The sequence below is a fragment of the Bradyrhizobium sp. AUGA SZCCT0222 genome, from assembly GCF_018130205.1.
In the GTDB taxonomy this organism is placed as follows: Bacteria; Pseudomonadota; Alphaproteobacteria; order Rhizobiales; family Xanthobacteraceae; genus Bradyrhizobium.
Map to the genome: position 1 here is coordinate 14,269 of NZ_JAFCLX010000004.1, position 17,128 is coordinate 31,396.

The 17,128-nt window shown below is 63.3% G+C and carries 16 protein-coding genes; 7 read left to right on the forward strand and 9 right to left on the reverse strand.

Annotated features, from left to right (window positions below):
* Nucleotides 1–147 precede the first annotated feature (147 nt).
* Nucleotides 148–444 carry a hypothetical protein gene (locus tag JQ629_RS04310; protein ID WP_212411442.1) on the reverse strand — a complete coding sequence of 99 codons (297 nt, stop codon included), beginning with the start codon at nucleotides 442–444 and terminating at the stop codon, nucleotides 148–150.
* Nucleotides 445–446: 2 nt separating this feature from the next.
* Entirely contained in the window at nucleotides 447–1,841 is a 1,395-nt protein-coding gene (locus tag JQ629_RS04315) for an OmpA family protein (RefSeq protein ID WP_212411443.1), read from the reverse strand.
* Nucleotides 1,842–2,167: 326 nt separating this feature from the next.
* Between JQ629_RS04315 and JQ629_RS04320 the strand changes: the two genes are divergently transcribed.
* Nucleotides 2,168–3,226: a polysaccharide deacetylase family protein gene (locus tag JQ629_RS04320; protein ID WP_212411444.1), complete on the forward strand. Its 1,059-nt coding sequence runs from the start codon at nucleotides 2,168–2,170 to the stop codon at nucleotides 3,224–3,226.
* A gap of 188 nt (nucleotides 3,227–3,414) precedes the next feature.
* Nucleotides 3,415–4,215 carry an SDR family NAD(P)-dependent oxidoreductase gene (locus JQ629_RS04325; protein WP_212267515.1) on the forward strand — a complete coding sequence of 267 codons (801 nt, stop codon included), beginning with the start codon at nucleotides 3,415–3,417 and terminating at the stop codon, nucleotides 4,213–4,215.
* 165 nt (nucleotides 4,216–4,380) lie between these two features.
* Here JQ629_RS04325 and boxB read toward each other — a convergent pair whose 3' ends face one another.
* The 5 genes from boxB to JQ629_RS04350 form a co-directional block, all read right to left on the reverse strand.
* Nucleotides 4,381–5,817 (reverse strand): benzoyl-CoA 2,3-epoxidase subunit BoxB, encoded by a 1,437-nt coding sequence (boxB, locus tag JQ629_RS04330; RefSeq protein ID WP_212411667.1) that lies wholly within the window; start codon nucleotides 5,815–5,817, stop codon nucleotides 4,381–4,383.
* A 171-nt stretch (nucleotides 5,818–5,988) separates the two neighbouring features.
* Nucleotides 5,989–7,677, reverse strand: coding sequence for a 2,3-epoxybenzoyl-CoA dihydrolase (gene boxC, locus JQ629_RS04335; RefSeq protein WP_212411445.1), 1,689 nt, complete (start codon nucleotides 7,675–7,677; stop codon nucleotides 5,989–5,991).
* A 98-nt stretch (nucleotides 7,678–7,775) separates the two neighbouring features.
* Nucleotides 7,776–8,294, reverse strand: coding sequence for a DUF309 domain-containing protein (locus JQ629_RS04340; RefSeq protein WP_212411446.1), 519 nt, complete (start codon nucleotides 8,292–8,294; stop codon nucleotides 7,776–7,778).
* A gap of 51 nt (nucleotides 8,295–8,345) precedes the next feature.
* A complete protein-coding gene (locus JQ629_RS04345) occupies nucleotides 8,346–9,161 on the reverse strand; it encodes an alpha/beta fold hydrolase (protein WP_212411447.1) in 816 nt (271 codons plus the stop codon).
* Nucleotides 9,162–9,336: 175 nt separating this feature from the next.
* Nucleotides 9,337–10,884 carry a benzoate-CoA ligase family protein gene (locus tag JQ629_RS04350; RefSeq protein WP_249134818.1) on the reverse strand — a complete coding sequence of 516 codons (1,548 nt, stop codon included), beginning with the start codon at nucleotides 10,882–10,884 and terminating at the stop codon, nucleotides 9,337–9,339.
* A gap of 136 nt (nucleotides 10,885–11,020) precedes the next feature.
* On the opposite strand from JQ629_RS04350, the gene JQ629_RS04355 reads away from it, so the two are divergent.
* The 3 genes from JQ629_RS04355 to JQ629_RS04365 all read left to right on the forward strand — a co-directional run bounded on the left by JQ629_RS04355 (nucleotide 11,021) and on the right by JQ629_RS04365 (nucleotide 12,671).
* Complete coding sequence (locus JQ629_RS04355) at nucleotides 11,021–11,917, forward strand: helix-turn-helix transcriptional regulator (protein WP_212411448.1); 897 nt, start codon at nucleotides 11,021–11,023, stop codon at nucleotides 11,915–11,917.
* Nucleotides 11,918–12,056: 139 nt separating this feature from the next.
* Entirely contained in the window at nucleotides 12,057–12,416 is a 360-nt protein-coding gene (locus tag JQ629_RS04360) for a PilZ domain-containing protein (protein WP_212411449.1), read from the forward strand.
* A 36-nt stretch (nucleotides 12,417–12,452) separates the two neighbouring features.
* A complete protein-coding gene (locus JQ629_RS04365; RefSeq protein WP_212411450.1) occupies nucleotides 12,453–12,671 on the forward strand; it encodes a hypothetical protein in 219 nt (72 codons plus the stop codon).
* Between the two features lie 7 nt (nucleotides 12,672–12,678).
* Here the strand turns inward: JQ629_RS04365 and JQ629_RS04370 are convergent, their stop codons facing one another.
* Nucleotides 12,679–13,041 (reverse strand): hypothetical protein, encoded by a 363-nt coding sequence (locus JQ629_RS04370; RefSeq protein WP_212411451.1) that lies wholly within the window; start codon nucleotides 13,039–13,041, stop codon nucleotides 12,679–12,681.
* Nucleotides 13,042–13,260: 219 nt separating this feature from the next.
* Nucleotides 13,261–14,046, reverse strand: a complete 786-nt coding sequence (locus JQ629_RS04375; RefSeq protein ID WP_212411452.1) for an IclR family transcriptional regulator domain-containing protein — start codon at nucleotides 14,044–14,046, stop codon at nucleotides 13,261–13,263.
* A gap of 117 nt (nucleotides 14,047–14,163) precedes the next feature.
* Between JQ629_RS04375 and JQ629_RS04380 the strand changes: the two genes are divergently transcribed.
* Nucleotides 14,164–15,522, forward strand: coding sequence for an aromatic ring-hydroxylating dioxygenase subunit alpha (locus JQ629_RS04380; protein ID WP_212411453.1), 1,359 nt, complete (start codon nucleotides 14,164–14,166; stop codon nucleotides 15,520–15,522).
* A 115-nt stretch (nucleotides 15,523–15,637) separates the two neighbouring features.
* A complete protein-coding gene (locus JQ629_RS04385) occupies nucleotides 15,638–17,074 on the forward strand; it encodes a glutamine synthetase family protein (RefSeq protein WP_212411454.1) in 1,437 nt (478 codons plus the stop codon).
* The last annotated feature ends 54 nt before the right edge of the window (nucleotides 17,075–17,128 follow it).

The following is a 17,128-nucleotide window of genomic DNA, read 5'->3' on the forward strand; positions in this document are numbered from 1 at the left end:
GGAATTGATGACAGTGGATGCACAGTTTTGCTGCATTCTGCGCGCCCAAATCGGGCTCCGGCCGGGTCCCTTGGGCAATCCCCTGGGCAATCCCTTGACCAATCCCTTGACCAATCCCTTGGGCTGGAAGGCGTCATGCCGGGCGTTTCAAGCCGCCGGCGCGCTGCGCGAGACCACCCAGGCCCGCAGCCACGACCCCACCGCGCAGCCGCAAAGATAGAGCGCAAACATGATCAGTCCGAGGTCGAGCCAATAGCCAAACCGGCCGGGAACCACGCGCGAAAGCGCGGCCGCCACCAGCACGACCGCCAACGCCGCCAGCCACCGCTTCCAGTTTTTCGATACGCCCTCGCCGTGCTGAACGATGGAAATCCAGCCCATCGCCAGCCCAAGCAGCAGCGAGCCCAACAGCCAGCCCCAGAAGAACGTCGTCAGATAGGCCATCCTTACCTCACCACGAAATCGATGCGGCGGTTCTGCGCCTTGCCCTGGTCGGTATCATTGCCGGCGATCGGCTGTGTGCTGCCATAGCCGACCGACGTGAAACGGTTCGCGGGCAGTCCGGCCTTGACCAGGTATTCGGTGACCGCCTGGGCGCGCTTCTCCGAGAGCGCCTGATTGGCGGGTTCCTCGCCGTCGGAATCGGTATGTCCAACGACCTCGATATTGGCGTTCGGGCAGCGCAATGCGGTCTCGATCAGCCGGTCGAGCAGCCCGGCGGAGTCAGCCACGATGTCGGCCTTGGCAGATTCGAACCGGATCCTGGCCTTGCCGAGCAGGTCGGTAAACAGCTGCTGGCAGACCGTGGGGTCGACCGGCGCCGCGGTCGGTTTGACCGAGATTTCAGGCTTGAATTGCCAGCCCTGCGGAAACTCCTTGCCAAGGCCGGCTCGGATCTGGGTCGCGGCCGCCTCGTAAAGCGCATCGCCCGACAGTTTCACCTCGCGGTCGCTGACCACGAGCGTCCCGGTCGACAGCCGCGACAGCGCGCCGAGCGCCGGCACGACGGCGGCGGCAAATCCTGATGGCGCGCCGATGCTCGCCTTCAGGTTGTCGACGACTTTCTCGCTGAAGAATTTGCGGCCCGCCGCCGCCACCAGCGCCGCATGGGCGTTGTTGTCCGGCACATAGCCGGTCAGCGTCAGCGTCACCGCGACCGGATCCTTGTAGGCCTGGAAGATGTAGGGCGGCGCCTTGACGTCGTTGGCCGCGACCGAATAGCCCTCCGGGAGATTTTTCAGCGCGGCGGCGATGGCTTCCCGGCCGCCAAGTTCACGCGCCATCCCCGACAGCGTGACCTTGTTGTCCGACAGCGTGATCTTTCCGTCCTTCAGTTTAGCGATCTGGTCGAGCAACAGCAGCGCGGCATTGTCGAAGCGCTGCGGCGCTCCGCGCGCCAGATTCATCCGGTCGGAGACTTCGACGCCACCGAGCATCGCGCGCGCGGCTTCCATGAGCTTGCTCTTGCTCGAAGGCAGCGGCGAACTGCCGCCCAGCGTCACCCGGACGACGTCGCGTTCAGCCGACCACACGAACGGCTTGGCTTCGGGAACGAGGCGGGTTTCGTCGTTAACCAGCCGCACGCCCGGCACCGCTTCCACCGACGCAACCGCGCTCAGCCGGCCCTCTTCCGAGAATGCTTCGGCCGCAAACGACACGTCGCGGCCCGCAACCGCTATTCGCCTTTTGTCGAGGACGGTATCCTTGAGCGCTGTGGTAGAACGTTGCGCCAGGTCGGCTTCCAGCGGTGCGGTGCTGGTCCAGGCGGCGAGAGCCCAAAGGATGACGAACGGAATCACACCCGGCCACCATTTGCCACTCCACCTGAAAAGTCCGTGCATTCGAGTTCCTAAAGGGCTAGTGCCCGTTTCCGAAGTTCGTCCGCTGTCGCGGCACCCTTGATACGAACTTCGGAAACAAGAGGGGCACTAGCAAAACAACAAATTCCGGTGCCGCTTGTCGATTTGAAGTCCCTAATCGAATTCGCGGAGCCCGTGTAGGGACTTCAAATCGGCGGCGCCGGGAACAGAGAGAAAACAAACCCTTGCGGGGCTGTCAAACCCGAAATAACACAGAAGCGTCGGGGTGCGGATATTTGCCCAGCTAACCGTTTATTCAACGGTCTGCCGCTAAGTTCGAAACATAATGAAACAGGCGGCAAGTCCTGATGAAAACGCTCCGCAACACCGTTATCCGCGCCGGACTGGAGGCGCTTTACTTCTCGGGTGCGCACTATCTGCTGCGACCAATCTTCGCAGGTATCGGCGCAATTTTCATGCTGCACCATGTGCGCCCGCGCCGCGACGTGGAATTCCAGCCCAATTATCATCTCGAGGTCGAACCGGAATTCCTGCGCGCGGTGCTCGCGCATCTGCGGTCCCTCAACGTCGACCTGGTTACCATGGACGAGGCGCATGCGCGGCTCTCCCAAGGCAATTTCGCGCGGCGCTTCGCCTGCTTCACCTTTGACGACGGTTATCGCGACAACCGCGATTTCGCGTTGCCCGTGATGCGTGAATTCGACGCACCCATGACAGTCTACGTCACCAGCGATTTCGCCGAAGGCACCGGCCGGTTGTGGTGGGTTGCAATGGAGCTGGCGCTCGCCAAGGCTTCCTCGATCGAGGTGCCGATCGGCGGCGTAGTTACCCGCCTCGATGCCTCGACGCCGGTTGCCAAGCAGCTCGCCTTCGACCGGCTGCACGAGTGGCTGCGTAGCCTGCCGGGCGAGCTCGACGTGCAACGCGAAATCTCCACGCTATGCACCCGCTATGATGTGGACGAGACCAAGATCGCCCGCGACCTCTGCATGTCCTGGGACGAGTTGAAGGCGTTTGCCGACGAACCGCTCGTGACCATCGGCGCGCATACAATCACGCATTGCAATCTGGCCAAGCAGATCGAGGCGACCGCCAGTTTCGAAATCGCCACCAGCCGGATGCGGATCGAGGCGGCGCTGCAACGCCCGGTGCTGCATCTTGCCTATCCCTATGGCGACAAGATCGCCGCCGGGCAGCGGGAGTTCACACTCGCCAAGGCGGCTGGCTTCAAGACCGCGGTGACGACCCGGCCGGGCATGATCTTCCCGGAAAGCGCCGGTCATTTGACCGCGCTGCAGCGGGTCTCGCTCAACGGAAATTACCAGGACGAGCGCATCATCCCGGTGCTGACCTCCGGCGCCGCCACCGCGATGTGGAACGGTTTTCGGCGCATCGACGCGGCTTGATCGTCGTCCCTGCGAAAGCAGGGACCCATACGCCGCGGCCCATCGGCTGAGCGATGGAGCAGTTACCTTCCCCTACAATCGGCTCCTGTGGTTATGGGTCCCTGCGTTCGCAGGGACGACAGGAGTGGACTTCCTTGACTCGCCCTCCCCTCGCGCTCAAAACCGCTGGCAAAGCAAAGGAGGAACGCATGTTCAAGGATCTGTTTTCACTGAAAGGCCGCGTCGCGCTGGTGACGGGCGGATCGCGCGGGATCGGCAAGATGATCGCGGCCGGGTTTCTCGCGCAGGGAGCTGCGAAGGTCTACATCACCGCGCGCAAGGCCGGTCCCTGCGAGGCGACCGCGAAAGAGCTCACCGCGGCCTATGACGGCGAGTGCATCGCGCTGCCGATCGATATTTCGACGGTCGAAGGTTGCGACAGGCTGGCAGCCGAGATGATCAAGCTCGAGCCGAAGCTCGACATCCTCGTCAACAATGCCGGCGCCGCCTGGGGCGCGGAGTTCGATGAATTCCCGGAGAGCGGCTGGGACAAGGTCATGGACCTCAACGTCAAGTCGCTGTTCTTCCTGACCAAGGCGCTGGCGAAACCGCTGCGCGCGGCGGCCTCGCACGAACGGCCCGCCAAGGTCATCAACATCGCTTCGGTGGATGGCATCTTCGTCAACCCGACGGAGACCTATTCCTACGCCGCGAGCAAGGCCGCGGTGATCCATCTGACACGGCGCATGGCGACCAAACTGGTCAAGGACAATATCAACGTCACCGCGATCGCGCCGGGCGCCTTCAAGTCGGACATGAACAAGGCCGCACGCGATCACGCCGACGACGTCGCGAAGCGCATTCCGGCGAAGCGGATCGGAACCGACGAGGATATGGCGGGAATTGCGATCTATCTCGCCTCGCGCGCCGGCGATTATGTCGTCGGCAACACCATCGCGGTCGATGGCGGCGTGGTGTACGCGAATGCGGGACTGGAAATCGCGGGGTAGTAGTTACTGCGCACGCGAGGACCGGCAAAAATGGTGTCGTCCCGGCCTTGAGCCGGGACCCATAACCACAGAAGTTAGTGGTTGAAAGCAAGTCGTCGAACAGCGCCTCTCATCATAGCTGCCGCGGCGTATGGGTCCCGGCTCAAGGCCGGGACGACAGAGAGATCACGTCTCGATTTTCACGTACTCGAAATCGCCGGGCTTGTTGTCGATGCCGACCTTGGGCGGCGAAATCCAGGAGGCGTAGGTGCCGGCTTCCGTGACCGGCGTCATCAGCGAGGCGATGAAGTCGCCATCGTCCGACGACGGCAGCCAATCGTTCTTGCGCGCGTTCCAGGTGGCGGCGTCGATCAACACGCCTTCCGGGGTCGCGTTGATGTCCTTGAACTCGCCGATATGGCGGTGGAACGCGACGTCGGGCAGCGTCAGCTTGTACTGGTAGCCGGCGAGCGAGATGATCTTGTTCCAGCGCAGCATGCCCTTGGCACAATCCTGCGTGTAGTCGTCGCGCAGGCGCATGTTGAGCGCGGTCAGCGCCGGCTCGTCGACGCGCTTGATCACGCCGTCGATCAGCTTCAGCACCGGATAGGTGGCGTTCTTCAGCTGATGGTCGTCGTCGATCTGGGTTTCCTTGTAGCGGCCCTTGATGCCGGCGTTGAAGGCATTCGCGGCGTTGGTGGAGACTTCCGAGCCGAACAGATCCAGTGACAGCGAGTAATGCAAATGCAGCTTCTTCTGGATGGTCGGCAGATCGATCACGCCGAGCGCGCGGACTTTTGCGATATCGGTGGGATCGGTGATGCCGGCCGCCTTCATCGCCTCGCAGGTGCGCTGCACGACGCGGCTGATGCCAGTCTCGCCGACGAACATGTGGTGCGCCTCTTCGGTCAGCATGAAGCGGCAGGTGCGCGACAGCGGATCGAAGCCGGACTGCGCCAGCGAGTGCAGCTGCATCTTGCCGTCGCGGTCGGTGAAGTAGGTGAACATGAAGAACGACAGCCAGTCCGGCGTCGCCTCGTTGAAGGCCCCGAGCATGCGTGGGCTATCCGCGTCGCCGGAGCGGCGGCGCAACAAATCATCGGCCTCTTCGCGGCCGTCGCGGCCGAAATACTTTTGCAAGAGATAGACCATCGCCCAGAGATGGCGCCCCTCTTCGACATTGACCTGGAACAAATTGCGCAGGTCGTACAGCGAGGGCGCGGTCTTGCCGAGATGGCGCTGCTGTTCGACCGAGGCCGGCTCGGTGTCGCCCTGGATCACGATCAGGCGGCGCAGCGTGGCGCGGTGTTCGCCCGGGACTTCCTGCCAGGCCGGCTTGCCAAAGTTCTCGCCGAACGGAATGACGCGATTTTCCTCCTGGGGAGCAAGGAGAATGCCCCAGCGATATTCCGGCATCTTGACGTAATCGAACTTGGCCCAGCCGCGCGGATCGACCGAATAGGCGGTGCGCAGGTAGACCAATGATTGCTGGAAGCCTTCCGGCCCCATGTCGCTCCACCAATCCATGTAGCCGGGATGCCAGCCTTCGAGCGCCTTGAGCACCTGGCGATCTTCACTGAGATTCACGTTGTTGGGAATCTTGGTTGAGTAATCGACGTTCATGAAGTTCATGGCGTGCTCCCTTTGTCGGTCTCGCGTCTTGCTCTGCCGTCATCCTGAGGTGCGAGCGCTACTTGCGCGAGCCTCGAAGGATGCTTGTCTGGCATTCTTTGTTTTCAATCATCCTTCGAGGCTCGCTTACGCTCGCACCTCAGGATGACGTCTGTGGTTGGTCTACACCCGCGTCATATCGAATTGCGCCTTCTGGCCGGTGCCGTAGCGGCGCAGCGCGCCGTCTTCGCCGACGGCGTTGGGGCGCTGGAAGATCCAGTTCTGCCACGCGGTGAGGCGCGAGAAGATCTTCGATTCCATGGTCTCAGGTCCGACGAAGCGCAAGTTTGCTTCCATGCCGGTAAGGCCGTCGGGCGAGAAGGAGGTGCGTTCCTCCAGGAACACCCGCACCTCGTCATCCCAGTCGATATCGTCGAGCGCGAAGGTGACGAGGCCGAGTTCTTCGGCCGCCTCCGCATCGAGCGTGGTACCGATAGTGGCCTCGGCGCGCTCGAGATCCGACGGATCGGCCTGGAAGCGCGACTGCAGCCGCGTCAGGCCATGGCTCATGGGATACGGCCCGAAATTCATCGCGGTCAGTTCGATGGTCGGCGGGGCGCGGTTGTCGCCCTGCTTCTGGCCGATCAGCATGTAGGAGCGGTCGGCGGCGAACACGAGTTCGGCCAGCGTGCCGACGAAGCAGGAGCCGGGCTCGACCAGCGTCACCAGCGTGCGCGAGGTGACGTCGATGCGTTTCAGCACCCGCTTCCAGTATTGCCTGATCTCGTTGACCAGCCAATGCGCCTTGTTGGCCTCGAGGAACGCGTCGCAGGCGACGACGCCTGCGCGGTCGCCATGCGACTTGAACAGCAGCATCGCGGTCTCGAGCTCGTTGATGCGCAGATGCAGGATCGCGTCATCGAGTTCGCGCGCGACCTGCAGCGGCCAGAACGACGCGCCTTGCGCGATCAGGCCGTCGATGTCGGCGGGCGGGGCTTCTTCCGGCGCCTTGATCGAGATGGTGGCGATGCGCTGTGCGCGGTCGATATCGACGCTGACAAAGCCGTAGCGGATGCCGGCCTCATTGATGGTGCGCTTGAGCGGCGTCAGCGCGAGACCCTTGCCATTGCCGTTGCGCCTGGAGGCGGCGGCGAATTCCTTGGCGCGGTCGGCGACCTTGGCCTCCAGCTTGCTGTTCGGCACGATCTCGTCGACCAGGCGCCATTGCACGGCGCGCTTGCCCTTGATGCCTTCCTCGATGGTGCAGAAATAATCGGCGTGATCGCGGCGCACCTTGCGCTTGTCGACCACGCGCGTCAGACCGCCGGTACCCGGCAGCACGGCGAGCAGCGGCACTTCCGGCAGCGACACCGCGGCCGAGCCGTCATCGGCGAGCATGATGTGATCGGTCGCAAGCGCCAGCTCATAGCCGCCGCCGGCCGCCGTGCCGTTGACGACGGTAATGAACCGCTGCCCGGAATTCTCGGAAGAGTCTTCCAGACCGTTGCGGGTTTCGTTGGTGAATTTGCAAAAATTGACCTTGTGGGCGTGGGTAGCGCCCGCCAGCATGCGGATATTGGCGCCGGCGCAGAACACGCGGTTCTTGCCCGAGCGCATCAGCACGACTTTTACTTCCGGATGCTCGAAGCGCAGCCGCTGCACGGCATCGGCGAGTTCGATGTCGACGCCGAGATCGTAGGAATTGAGTTTTAACTGATAGCCTTCGAACAGGCCGGCGTTCTCGTCGACGTCCATGGTCAGCGTCGCGACGTCACCAGCCACATCGAGCTTCCAATGCCGGTAGCGCGACGGATCAGTCTGGAAATCGATGTACTTTGCACCGCCTGCGAGGACGCGATCTTCGCCAGCCATTGGGCCACCCTGACGCTTTTGTTAGCCTTACCTGACATGCACAATAATGCATGTTTTTGATCAGGTCTAGTCTAAAACGTCGGAACATGCATTTTGTTTCATGTTCGGCTCACAGAGCCAAAGGCCACCCAATCGGCCTTGGCAAGCTGTGGCCGGGCCAGTTTGGACTTGATAAGTTCGCCCAACGCCGCGACCGGAAAGCCGTCGGCGAAGCCGTCGCCGCCGGCGTTGCGCATGCCGAGCGCCTTGAGTTCGGCGAGCGCTTCCCCAAGCAACCTTGCGGCGGCGTGCGGCTTCTGCATACGCAGGCGCAAATTCGCGGTCGCGATCTGGATGCAGGCGCGCAGCAGGATTCGCTCGCGGCCGCCTTGCGGTGCGGCGGCCCACACCGCCTCAAGGATCTCCTGCGACTCCCAGAAATAGCCGTGGTCGTTGAGCCGCAGCGCATAACGTAGCGCCGGATGCCGCGCCGGCACATGGCCGCCGAACCGCGACGGCACGAGTGCGGTGACCTGCGCCAGCGTTTCGTAGTCGGCGTCGGCCTCAACAGCCTCGCCCGGCACATAGGCCCATCGCGGCAACGGAAGGTTGCCTGCGGCCAGCGGCGGCGTGGTCATCGGGACATGACCCGACGACCGACAATCCCAAACAGTGCACGGAAAAATAGCTTACGCGGCCCGTCCCTGCGAGCCGTCAACACGCAACACCGCGTTTGCGAATTCCTGGACCGCATCCAGCGTCGCCCCCGGCGCTTCCCGATGCGGCTGGTGTCCCGCCCCCGGGATCACGGTCACATCAACAGGACAATAGCACTCTTCCTGGGCGATCTCGATCTGGCGCATTGTCCCATACTCGTCATCCCGACCCTGCAGGATCGCGACGGGCACGCGGATATAGGCGAGGTATTCGGAAATGTCCCAGTTGCGGAAGGCCGGATCGAGCCAGGCGCCGTTCCAGCCATGGAAGGCGTTGTCGACATCCTTGTGCCAGCGCGCCAGCTTTGCCTTCAGGTCCGAGGTCTCATAGGCGGCCTTGATCTTCGCGATGGACGCCACCGAGATGTCCTCGACGATGAAATGCGGCGCGATCATCACGACGCCTTCGACGCGGTGATCCTGATGCGCACCGGTATAGATCGCCGCGATCGAGGCGCCGTCGGAATGCCCGACGAGCAGCCCGCGGCGAAAGCCGATTGCGTCGAGCAGTTTCGGCAGCACGTCGAGCGCTTCGCTGTGCATGTAGTCGACGGCACGCGGCAGTTTCACCGGCGTCGATGCGCCGTAGCCCGCGCGCGAGTAAGCAAAGACACCGGCGCCGGTCGCAGCCTGAAGCTTGTCCGGGAAGTCACCCCACAGGCCGGCCGAGCCGAGGCCTTCATGCAGCATCACGATGGTCGGCGCGTCCGCAGGTGCGGGACCGATCATGCGGTATTCGAGATCGGACGCGCCGATGGTGAGGAAGCCAGTGGGGGAGAGTGTTTGCATAATATGATCCAGAGGTCGCAGTCCTTATGGGTGTCGTCCCGGCGAAGGCCGGGACCCATAATCCCGGTCATCTGTTGCTGAATGAAGGCGTCGACCAGTGCTCAACAATGCCTGCCGCGGCGTATGGGTCCCGGCGCCCGTGCGCAATTGCGCACTAGGCCGGGACGACGCTTGTTTATGGCGCACCATCCCGCAGCTTGAACCGCTGGATTTTTCCCGTCGCCGTCTTCGGCAAACTTTCCACCACATCGATCCAGCGCGGATATTTCCACGGCCCGATCTTCTGCTTGACGTGCTCCTTCAGCGCGTCATGCAGGCCGTCGGTTTTGGTATCGGCGCGCAGCACCACGAAGGCTTTTGGCTTCAGCAGGCCTTCCGGATCGGCCTCGGGCACCACGGCGGCTTCCAGTACCGCGGGATGGGTGATCAGCGCGCTCTCGACCTCGAACGGCGACACCCAGATGCCGGATACCTTGAACATGTCGTCGCTGCGGCCGCAGAACGTGTAGCGCCCGTCGGCGTCGCGGATGTATTTGTCGCCGGTGCGGGTCCAGTGGCCTTCAAACGTCTGCCGGCTCTTGCTGCGCTGGTTCCAGTAGCCTTCGCCGGCCGAGGGCGCATCGACCAGCAATTCGCCGACCTCGCCATCCGGCACGTCGCTGCCCGCTTCATTGACCAGCCGCACCCGGTAGCCCGGCACGGGGCGGCCGGACGAGCCGTATTTGATGTCGCCGGGCGCGTTGGACAGAAAGATGTGCAAGAGCTCGGTGGAGCCGACGCCGTCGAGAATATCGACGCCGAACCGTGCCTTCCAGGCATTGCCGACCGATTCCGGCAGCGCCTCGCCCGCCGAGGTGCAGACACGAAGCCGCTTGCCGGCTCCCGTGTCCTTCAGCGTCTCGTCGTTGAGCATCGCCGCGAACAATGTCGGCACGCCGAAGAAGATGCTGGGGTCGTATTTGTTCATCAGCGCGAACATCGCCGCCGGCGTCGGACGATCGGAATTCAGCACCGTTGACGCGCCGACCGACATCGGAAAGGTCAGCGCGTTGCCGAGGCCGTAGGCAAAAAACAGCTTTGCCGCCGACAGGCCGACGTCGTCCTCGCGAATGCCGAGCACTTGTTTGGCGTAGGTTTCCGCGGTCGCGGCGAGATTGGAATGCAGGTGGCGCACGCCCTTGGGCATGCCGGTGGAGCCCGAGGAATAGAGCCAGAATGCGGGCTCATCGGGATGCGTCGCCGCGGTCGCAAACGCGTCGCTTTCGCGCGCGAGTTCGTCGGCAAGCTTCTTGTGGCCGTGCGCCTCCTTGCCAGCCACCACGACATGTTCGAGGTCCGGCATCCGCCCGACGATGTCTTTCACGACCGGCAGCAGCGCCTCGGAAACGAACAGCACCCGCGCGCGGCAATCCGCCAGCACATAGGCATATTGATCCGCCGTCAGCAGCGTGTTGAGCGGCACCGGCACGATGCCGGCGCGGATCGCGCCCAGGAACACGCAGGGAAAATCGACCGTGTCGAGCATGATCATCGCGACGCGCTCTTCGCGGCGGACGCCGAGCCGGCGCAGCATGTTGGCGACGCGGCAGCTTTGCCGCTGCAGATCGCCATAGCTGAGTTCGGAGACCGTATCGGTGAAGGCGAGCTTGGCGCCGCGGCCCTCGTCGACATTGCGATCAAGCAGCCAGGTCACCGCATTGTAGGAACCGGACGTGCCGCTCAAGACGCTTCTCCCCAATTTTAAGAATTATAATTCATATAAAGACCACCGGGCGCGCTTGCTGTCAATCCTCATCGGCATTATGTTTCCGAAACGCGCTGATTTGCAGCCAGGGCGAGCTAAGGGCTACCCAAGGGAAATGTCCGAAACCAGCGATCCCGAAACCGGCTTTCTTGAGCAGCTCGGCCAGCGCGTGCGCACCATGCGGGCGTTGCGCGGCATGTCGCGAAAGGTGCTCGCGAAAGTTTCCGGCATTTCCGAACGCTATATCGCCCAGCTCGAAAGCGGCAAGGGCAACGTCTCGATCGTGCTGTTGCGCCGGGTGTCGAACGCGATGGGCGCGCATCTGGAAGATCTCATTCCCTCCACCGAGCCTGTGCCCGACTGGGCTGTCATCCGCGACCTCGTGCGCAAGGCGACATCCGCGCAGATCGCGCAGGCCAAGGATGTGCTCGCGGGCGGCAGTACGGCGGCGCATCGCAAGATGTCGTTCTCGGGCATCGCCCTGATCGGCCTGCGTGGCGCCGGCAAATCGACGCTCGGCAAGATGCTGGCGAAGAAGATCGGCTGGAGCTTCGTCGAGCTCAACAAGGAGATCGAGGCGCAGAACGGATTGTCCGTCGCCGAGATCATCGCGCTCTACGGCCAGGAGGGCTTTCGGCGCATGGAGCAGGCAGCCCTCGGGCAATTGCTGGCGCGCAAGGAACTGATGGTGCTGGCAACCGGCGGCGGCATCGTCTCCGAACCACTGACGTTCGACCTGATCCTGTCGTCGTTCTACACGATCTGGCTGAAGGCGAAGCCCGAAGAACACATGGCGCGGGTGCGCGGCCAGGGCGACCTGCGCCCGATGGCGGATGATCGCTCCGCGATGGCCGAACTGCGCACCATTCTGATCAGCCGCGAACCGCTCTACGCCCGCGCGTCGGCCGTGGTGGATACCGCGGGGCTCAACGTCAACGACGCCGCGGCGCGGCTGGTCGATGCGGTGGCGCCGGTGCTGCACGATGAAGCGCGGATGTTCGCGCGGGGCTGACAGGCGCAGTGTCTTCGTGCACCGCTCGCGAAAGAACGGCGCCATTAACCACGGCCGCGGTTAACCACCGCAACAGTTCCATGCGGAAACACACCCTCTAATAGTGTTACCAAAGCGTTAAACGTATGGAATACAGATCATGTCCGAGCGCCGCAAACTGCCGAGAAACCGCGTCTATTACGGCGGAAGGGTCGCGTTCAACGCCCGCTCTTCGACGCTCGCCTGCATCGTGCGCAACTTCAGCCAGTTCGGGGCCAGGATCGAATTTGAGAATGCCGCCCTCGTGCCCGACGAGGTGGATTTCGAAATCGAACGCAAGGGGATTTCCTGCCTGGCGCGCCTGGTCTGGCGCGATCGGTTCGCCGCGGGCCTGGTGTTTTCAGGCGCAAGCGAGGCGGGAGGCGTCGTTGAGCTGAACTGGGCGCGCAAGCTGCGCGCCAGCCAACGGGCGAACCGGCAACTACAGTCGCGGCTCGATCAGCTGCGATCCGAACACTGATGCGATCCGCTCAGCCGCCATACAGGATGAAATCGCATGAGTACCCTTGAAGACGACGCTTCCATCCGCACCGCCGCGAAGATGCCGAGGAGCCGGCCGCGCCCGCTTCGCGCGATACTGGCGGTGTTGACGGCGCAGTACACGATCGTCGCGATCGTCGTCAGCCTGTCGGTTGCCGGCACGCTTCGCTATCTGGTGACACCGCAGATCGTCGCCAAGTTCGAAATGATCGCCGCCGCGCTCAAGCGGATTTAGCATCCCATCAGATGTCGGCAATCCGGCAGACTTCTTCGTGAAACACGAGGTAGCGCTTCGGCGCGATCAGATGCGGCGTGTTCTCGCGCCACCATGCGGCGGCTTCCGGACTCGCTTTGGCGAGAATGCCGACGGCCGGCGCCGCCTCCACCGCATAGCCCGCGATCAGCTCCGCCTGCCCGCGAGACACGGCCGCCCATTGCGCCGGCCATGAATGCGGCCGCGACAGAACGCCGAAGGCGAGAAGTTTTCGATGCACCGCATAGCGGATGACCGGCAAATCGAGGCCGACCCATTTCTGGCGCACCCATAGCGGGGCTTCGCCGGGGGGAACGGCGACGATACGGACAGCCCAGTCGGGATTGCTCATTTCATTTCTCACGGCATCTGCATCGACTTCGTGCAGGCCGGAGGGGATCGCGTTCATGGCATGGGGCAGAAAAATTCAGCCATGCGGTTGTAGGATGGGTGGAGCCACCGGGTCGCGCGAATGCGCGCCCGATGACAAACTCCACGAAACCCATCACCTTCGTTGATGTGCGGCGTCAATAGCTGGTGGGTATCGCTGCGCTCCACCCACCCTACGGACTCACAACAACATCGACTTGACCGACTCCGCGCCCTCTTTCAGCAGCGGCAAAAACCGCTCGATCATCTCGTTCGTCGAGACGCGGTCGACATGCGCGCCCATGTTGATGGCGCCGACGATCACGTCGTCGTAGCGGCGCACCGGCACCGAGATCGAACGGAAATGCGGCTCGGCCTCGCGATCGACCAGCGAATAGCCCTGTTCGCGATCGCCGCGCACGCAAGCGAGCAATCGTTTTGGATCGGTCACCGTGTGTGGCGTCATCGGCTCGCGCCGCATGGCGGCGAGCCGCGCCGTGAGATCGCCATCATCGAACTGGCCGAGCATGACGCGGCCGACCGAGGTGCAGAACGCCGGCAGGCGGTAGCCGATGTCGAGGCCGGCGGAGAACACCCGCGTCGGACTGCCGCGCGCGATGAAAACGACCTCGTCGCCATCGAGCACCGCGAGCGAGCTTATTTCCTGCGCGGCCAGCGCGATCCGGTCGAGCACCGGTTGCAGCACCGTCACCACCTGGCTCGATTGCAGATAGGAGGCTGCGAGGGTCAGTACGCGCGGCGTCAGCGTGAACAGTTTGCCGTCTGACGTGACGAAGCCGCCGTGCTCGAGCGTGAACAGGATGCGGCGGGCGGTGGCGCGCGGCAAATCGGCGGCGCGCGCCAGATCGCTCAACGTCGCCGGGCCCCCGATCGTGCCGAACACCTGGAGCAGGCGGATGCCGCGGTCGAGACTCTCGACAAAATCGGTGGCGCGCTCTTCGCCCTCGGCGCGTTTCAGCTTTGGCATTGGCCCTTCCGATTGGAAGCGTTCAAAATTGTGCTTGCCGTCCTCTCCAGTCATGGCATAATTCGCCCATTCGTTCAATAGGCGAACAAACTGCCTCCGACGAAAGGGCCGAACGCCATGATGAGCCAGGAAGCGAACGACCTGATCACCCGCACCGGGGCAAAGGACCCCTGCGGGAAACTGATGCGGATGTACTGGCAACCGGCCGCACTGGTCGACGAGCTACAGGGCCCGCGGCCGGTCAAAGCCGTCAAGCTGCTCGGCGAGAACCTCGTGCTGTTCCGCGACGAGAACGACCGCTACGGCCTGATCGACCGCCATTGCGCCCATCGCGGCGCAGACCTCGCTTTCGGCCGGCTCGAACATGGCGGCCTGCGCTGCGCGTTCCATGGCTGGCTGTTCGACACATCGGGCCAGTGCATCGAAACGCCGGCGGAGCCGAAGGGCTCGAACCTGTGCAAGGGCATCAAGCAGCGCTCCTATCCCGTGATGGAAAAGAGCGGCATCCTCTGGGCTTATCTCGGCGAAGGCGAGCCGCCGGCATTTCCGGAGATCGACTGCTTCATCGCGCCCGACAGCCATACGTTCGCATTCAAGGGCCACATCAATTGCAACTGGCTGCAGGCGCTCGAAGTCGGCATCGATCCGGCGCACGCCTCGTTCCTGCATCGCTTCTTCGAGGATGAGGATACTTCGGCTTCCTACGGCAAGCAGTTCCGCGGCGCGTCCGCCGGGTCAGACATGCCGATGACCAAAATCCTGCGCGAATACGACAACCCGATCATCAATGTCGAGCATACCGAATATGGCCTGCGGCTGATCGCACTGCGCGAGATCGACGAGGAGCGCACCCATGTGCGCGTCACCAACCAGCTGTTCCCGCACGGCTTCGTCATCCCGATGAGCCAGGAGATGACGATCACGCAGTGGCATGTGCCGGTCGACGACGAGAACTGCTACTGGTTCGCGATCTTCACTTCCTACACGACGCCGGTCGACAAGAAAAAGATGCGCGACCAGCGCCTCGAACTCTATGAATTGCCCGATTATAAATCGCGCAAGAACAGATCGAACGATTACGGATTCGATCCGCACGAGCAGGCGACCGAGACCTATACCGGCATGGGCGCCGACATCAACGTGCACGACCAGTGGGCGGTGGAGTCAATGGGCGCGATCCAGGATCGCACCAACGAACATCTCGGCACCTCAGACAAGGCGATCGTGCAATATCGCCGCCTGCTGCGGCAGGAGATCGAAAAGGTCTCCGGCGGCGAGAAGCCGTTCATGTTTCTCGACCCGTCCCGCGCGCGCAGCATCCAGGGTCCGGCCACCATGGACGGCATCGGGCCGACCCGGGGCTGGGAAATCTACTGGATGGAAGTCGACGTCAAACGCCGCCGCGGCGCGCCATGGGCCGCGCCGGTGCCGGGCGAGATATCGGACAAGATCCGGCATCTGACGGCGGCTGAGTGATGTTTGAGGCATTGTCATTCCGGGGCGACGCGAAGCGTCGAACCCGGAATCTCGAGGTTCCGGGTCTGGTCCTTTCGGACCATCCCGGAACGACGGCAACGAATGGAGTGACGCGTTGAGTTTCGTGGAGCGTCACGGCCTGTGGTCGGCGGAGCAGAAGGAGGCGGCAAGCCGCCTGCGCCGCATTGTCGAGGAACAAAAACTCGAAGTCATCCGGCTGTCGTTCCCGGACCAGCACGGCATCCTGCGCGGCAAGACGCTGGTCGCAAGCGAGGCGCTGGCCTCGCTGGAGAGCGGCTGCTCGATCACCACGACCATGCTCGCCAAGGACACCTCGCACCGCACGGTGTTTCCGGTGTTCACGTCCGGCGGCGGTTTTGGCATGCGCGAGATGGAAGGTGCTGCCGACGTGCTGATGGTGGCCGACCCGACCACGTTCCGCGTGCTGCCCTGGGCGCCGACGACCGGCTGGCTGCTGTGCGACATCTATTTCAGCGATGGCCGCCCGGTTCCGTTCGCCACAAGGCATCTCTATCGCGGCGTGCTCGATCAACTCGGCCAGCGCGGCTACGATTTTGTGGCCGGGCTGGAGGTCGAGTTTCACATCTTCAAGCTCGAAGACGCGCACATGGCGCCGGAGGATGCCGGGCAGCCGGGTCAGCCACCGTCGGTGAGCCTGCTGTCGCACGGCTATCAATACCTGACCGAGCAGCGCTACGACCAGATGGAGCCGGTGCTGGAAATCATCCGGCGCGACGTGCTGGCGCTCGGCCTTCCGCTGCGATCGGTCGAGGTCGAGTTCGGCCCGAGCCAGTGCGAGTTTACGTTCGCGCCGACCAGGGGCCTGACGCCCGCCGACAACATGGTGCTGTTTCGCAGCGCCGTAAAACAGGTCGCCCGGCGCCACGGCTTTCACGCCACCTTCATGTGCCGGCCCAAACTGCCGAACGTATTCGCGTCCGGCTGGCACCTGCACCAATCCATCGTGTCGCGCGCCAGCGGCGCGAACGCCTTCATGACCACCGAAGGCGACGAGGTGCTCAGCCCGTTTGCCCGCAACTATCTCGCCGGATTGCTGGTCCACGCCCGCGCCTCCGCCGTGTTCACAACGCCGACCATCAACGGCTACAAGCGCTATCGCACCTATTCGCTGGCGCCGGACCGGGCGATTTGGGGCCGCGACAACCGCGGCGTCATGATCCGCGTGCTCGGCGGCCCCAATGATGCTGCGACACGTCTGGAAAATCGCATCGGCGAACCCGCCGCCAATCCCTATCTCTACATGGCCTCGCAGATTCTCTCAGGGCTCGATGGCGTCGACCGCAAGCTCGATCCTGGCCCGTCAGCCGACACGCCCTATGAGACCAAGGCGGCGCTGTTGCCGAAGACGCTGCGCGAAGCAGTGACCGCGCTCAGCGACGATCCGTTTTTCCGTCAAGCGTTCGGAAAAGAGTTCGTCGACTATTACGTCCACATCAAGAACGCCGAGATCGAACGCTTCCAGGCCGAGGTCTCGGAATGGGAGCATCGCGAATATTTCGAGATGTTTTGATTCGTCGCCCCGGCCTTGAGCCGGGGCCCATACTCCGCGGCGGTCGTTGTTTTA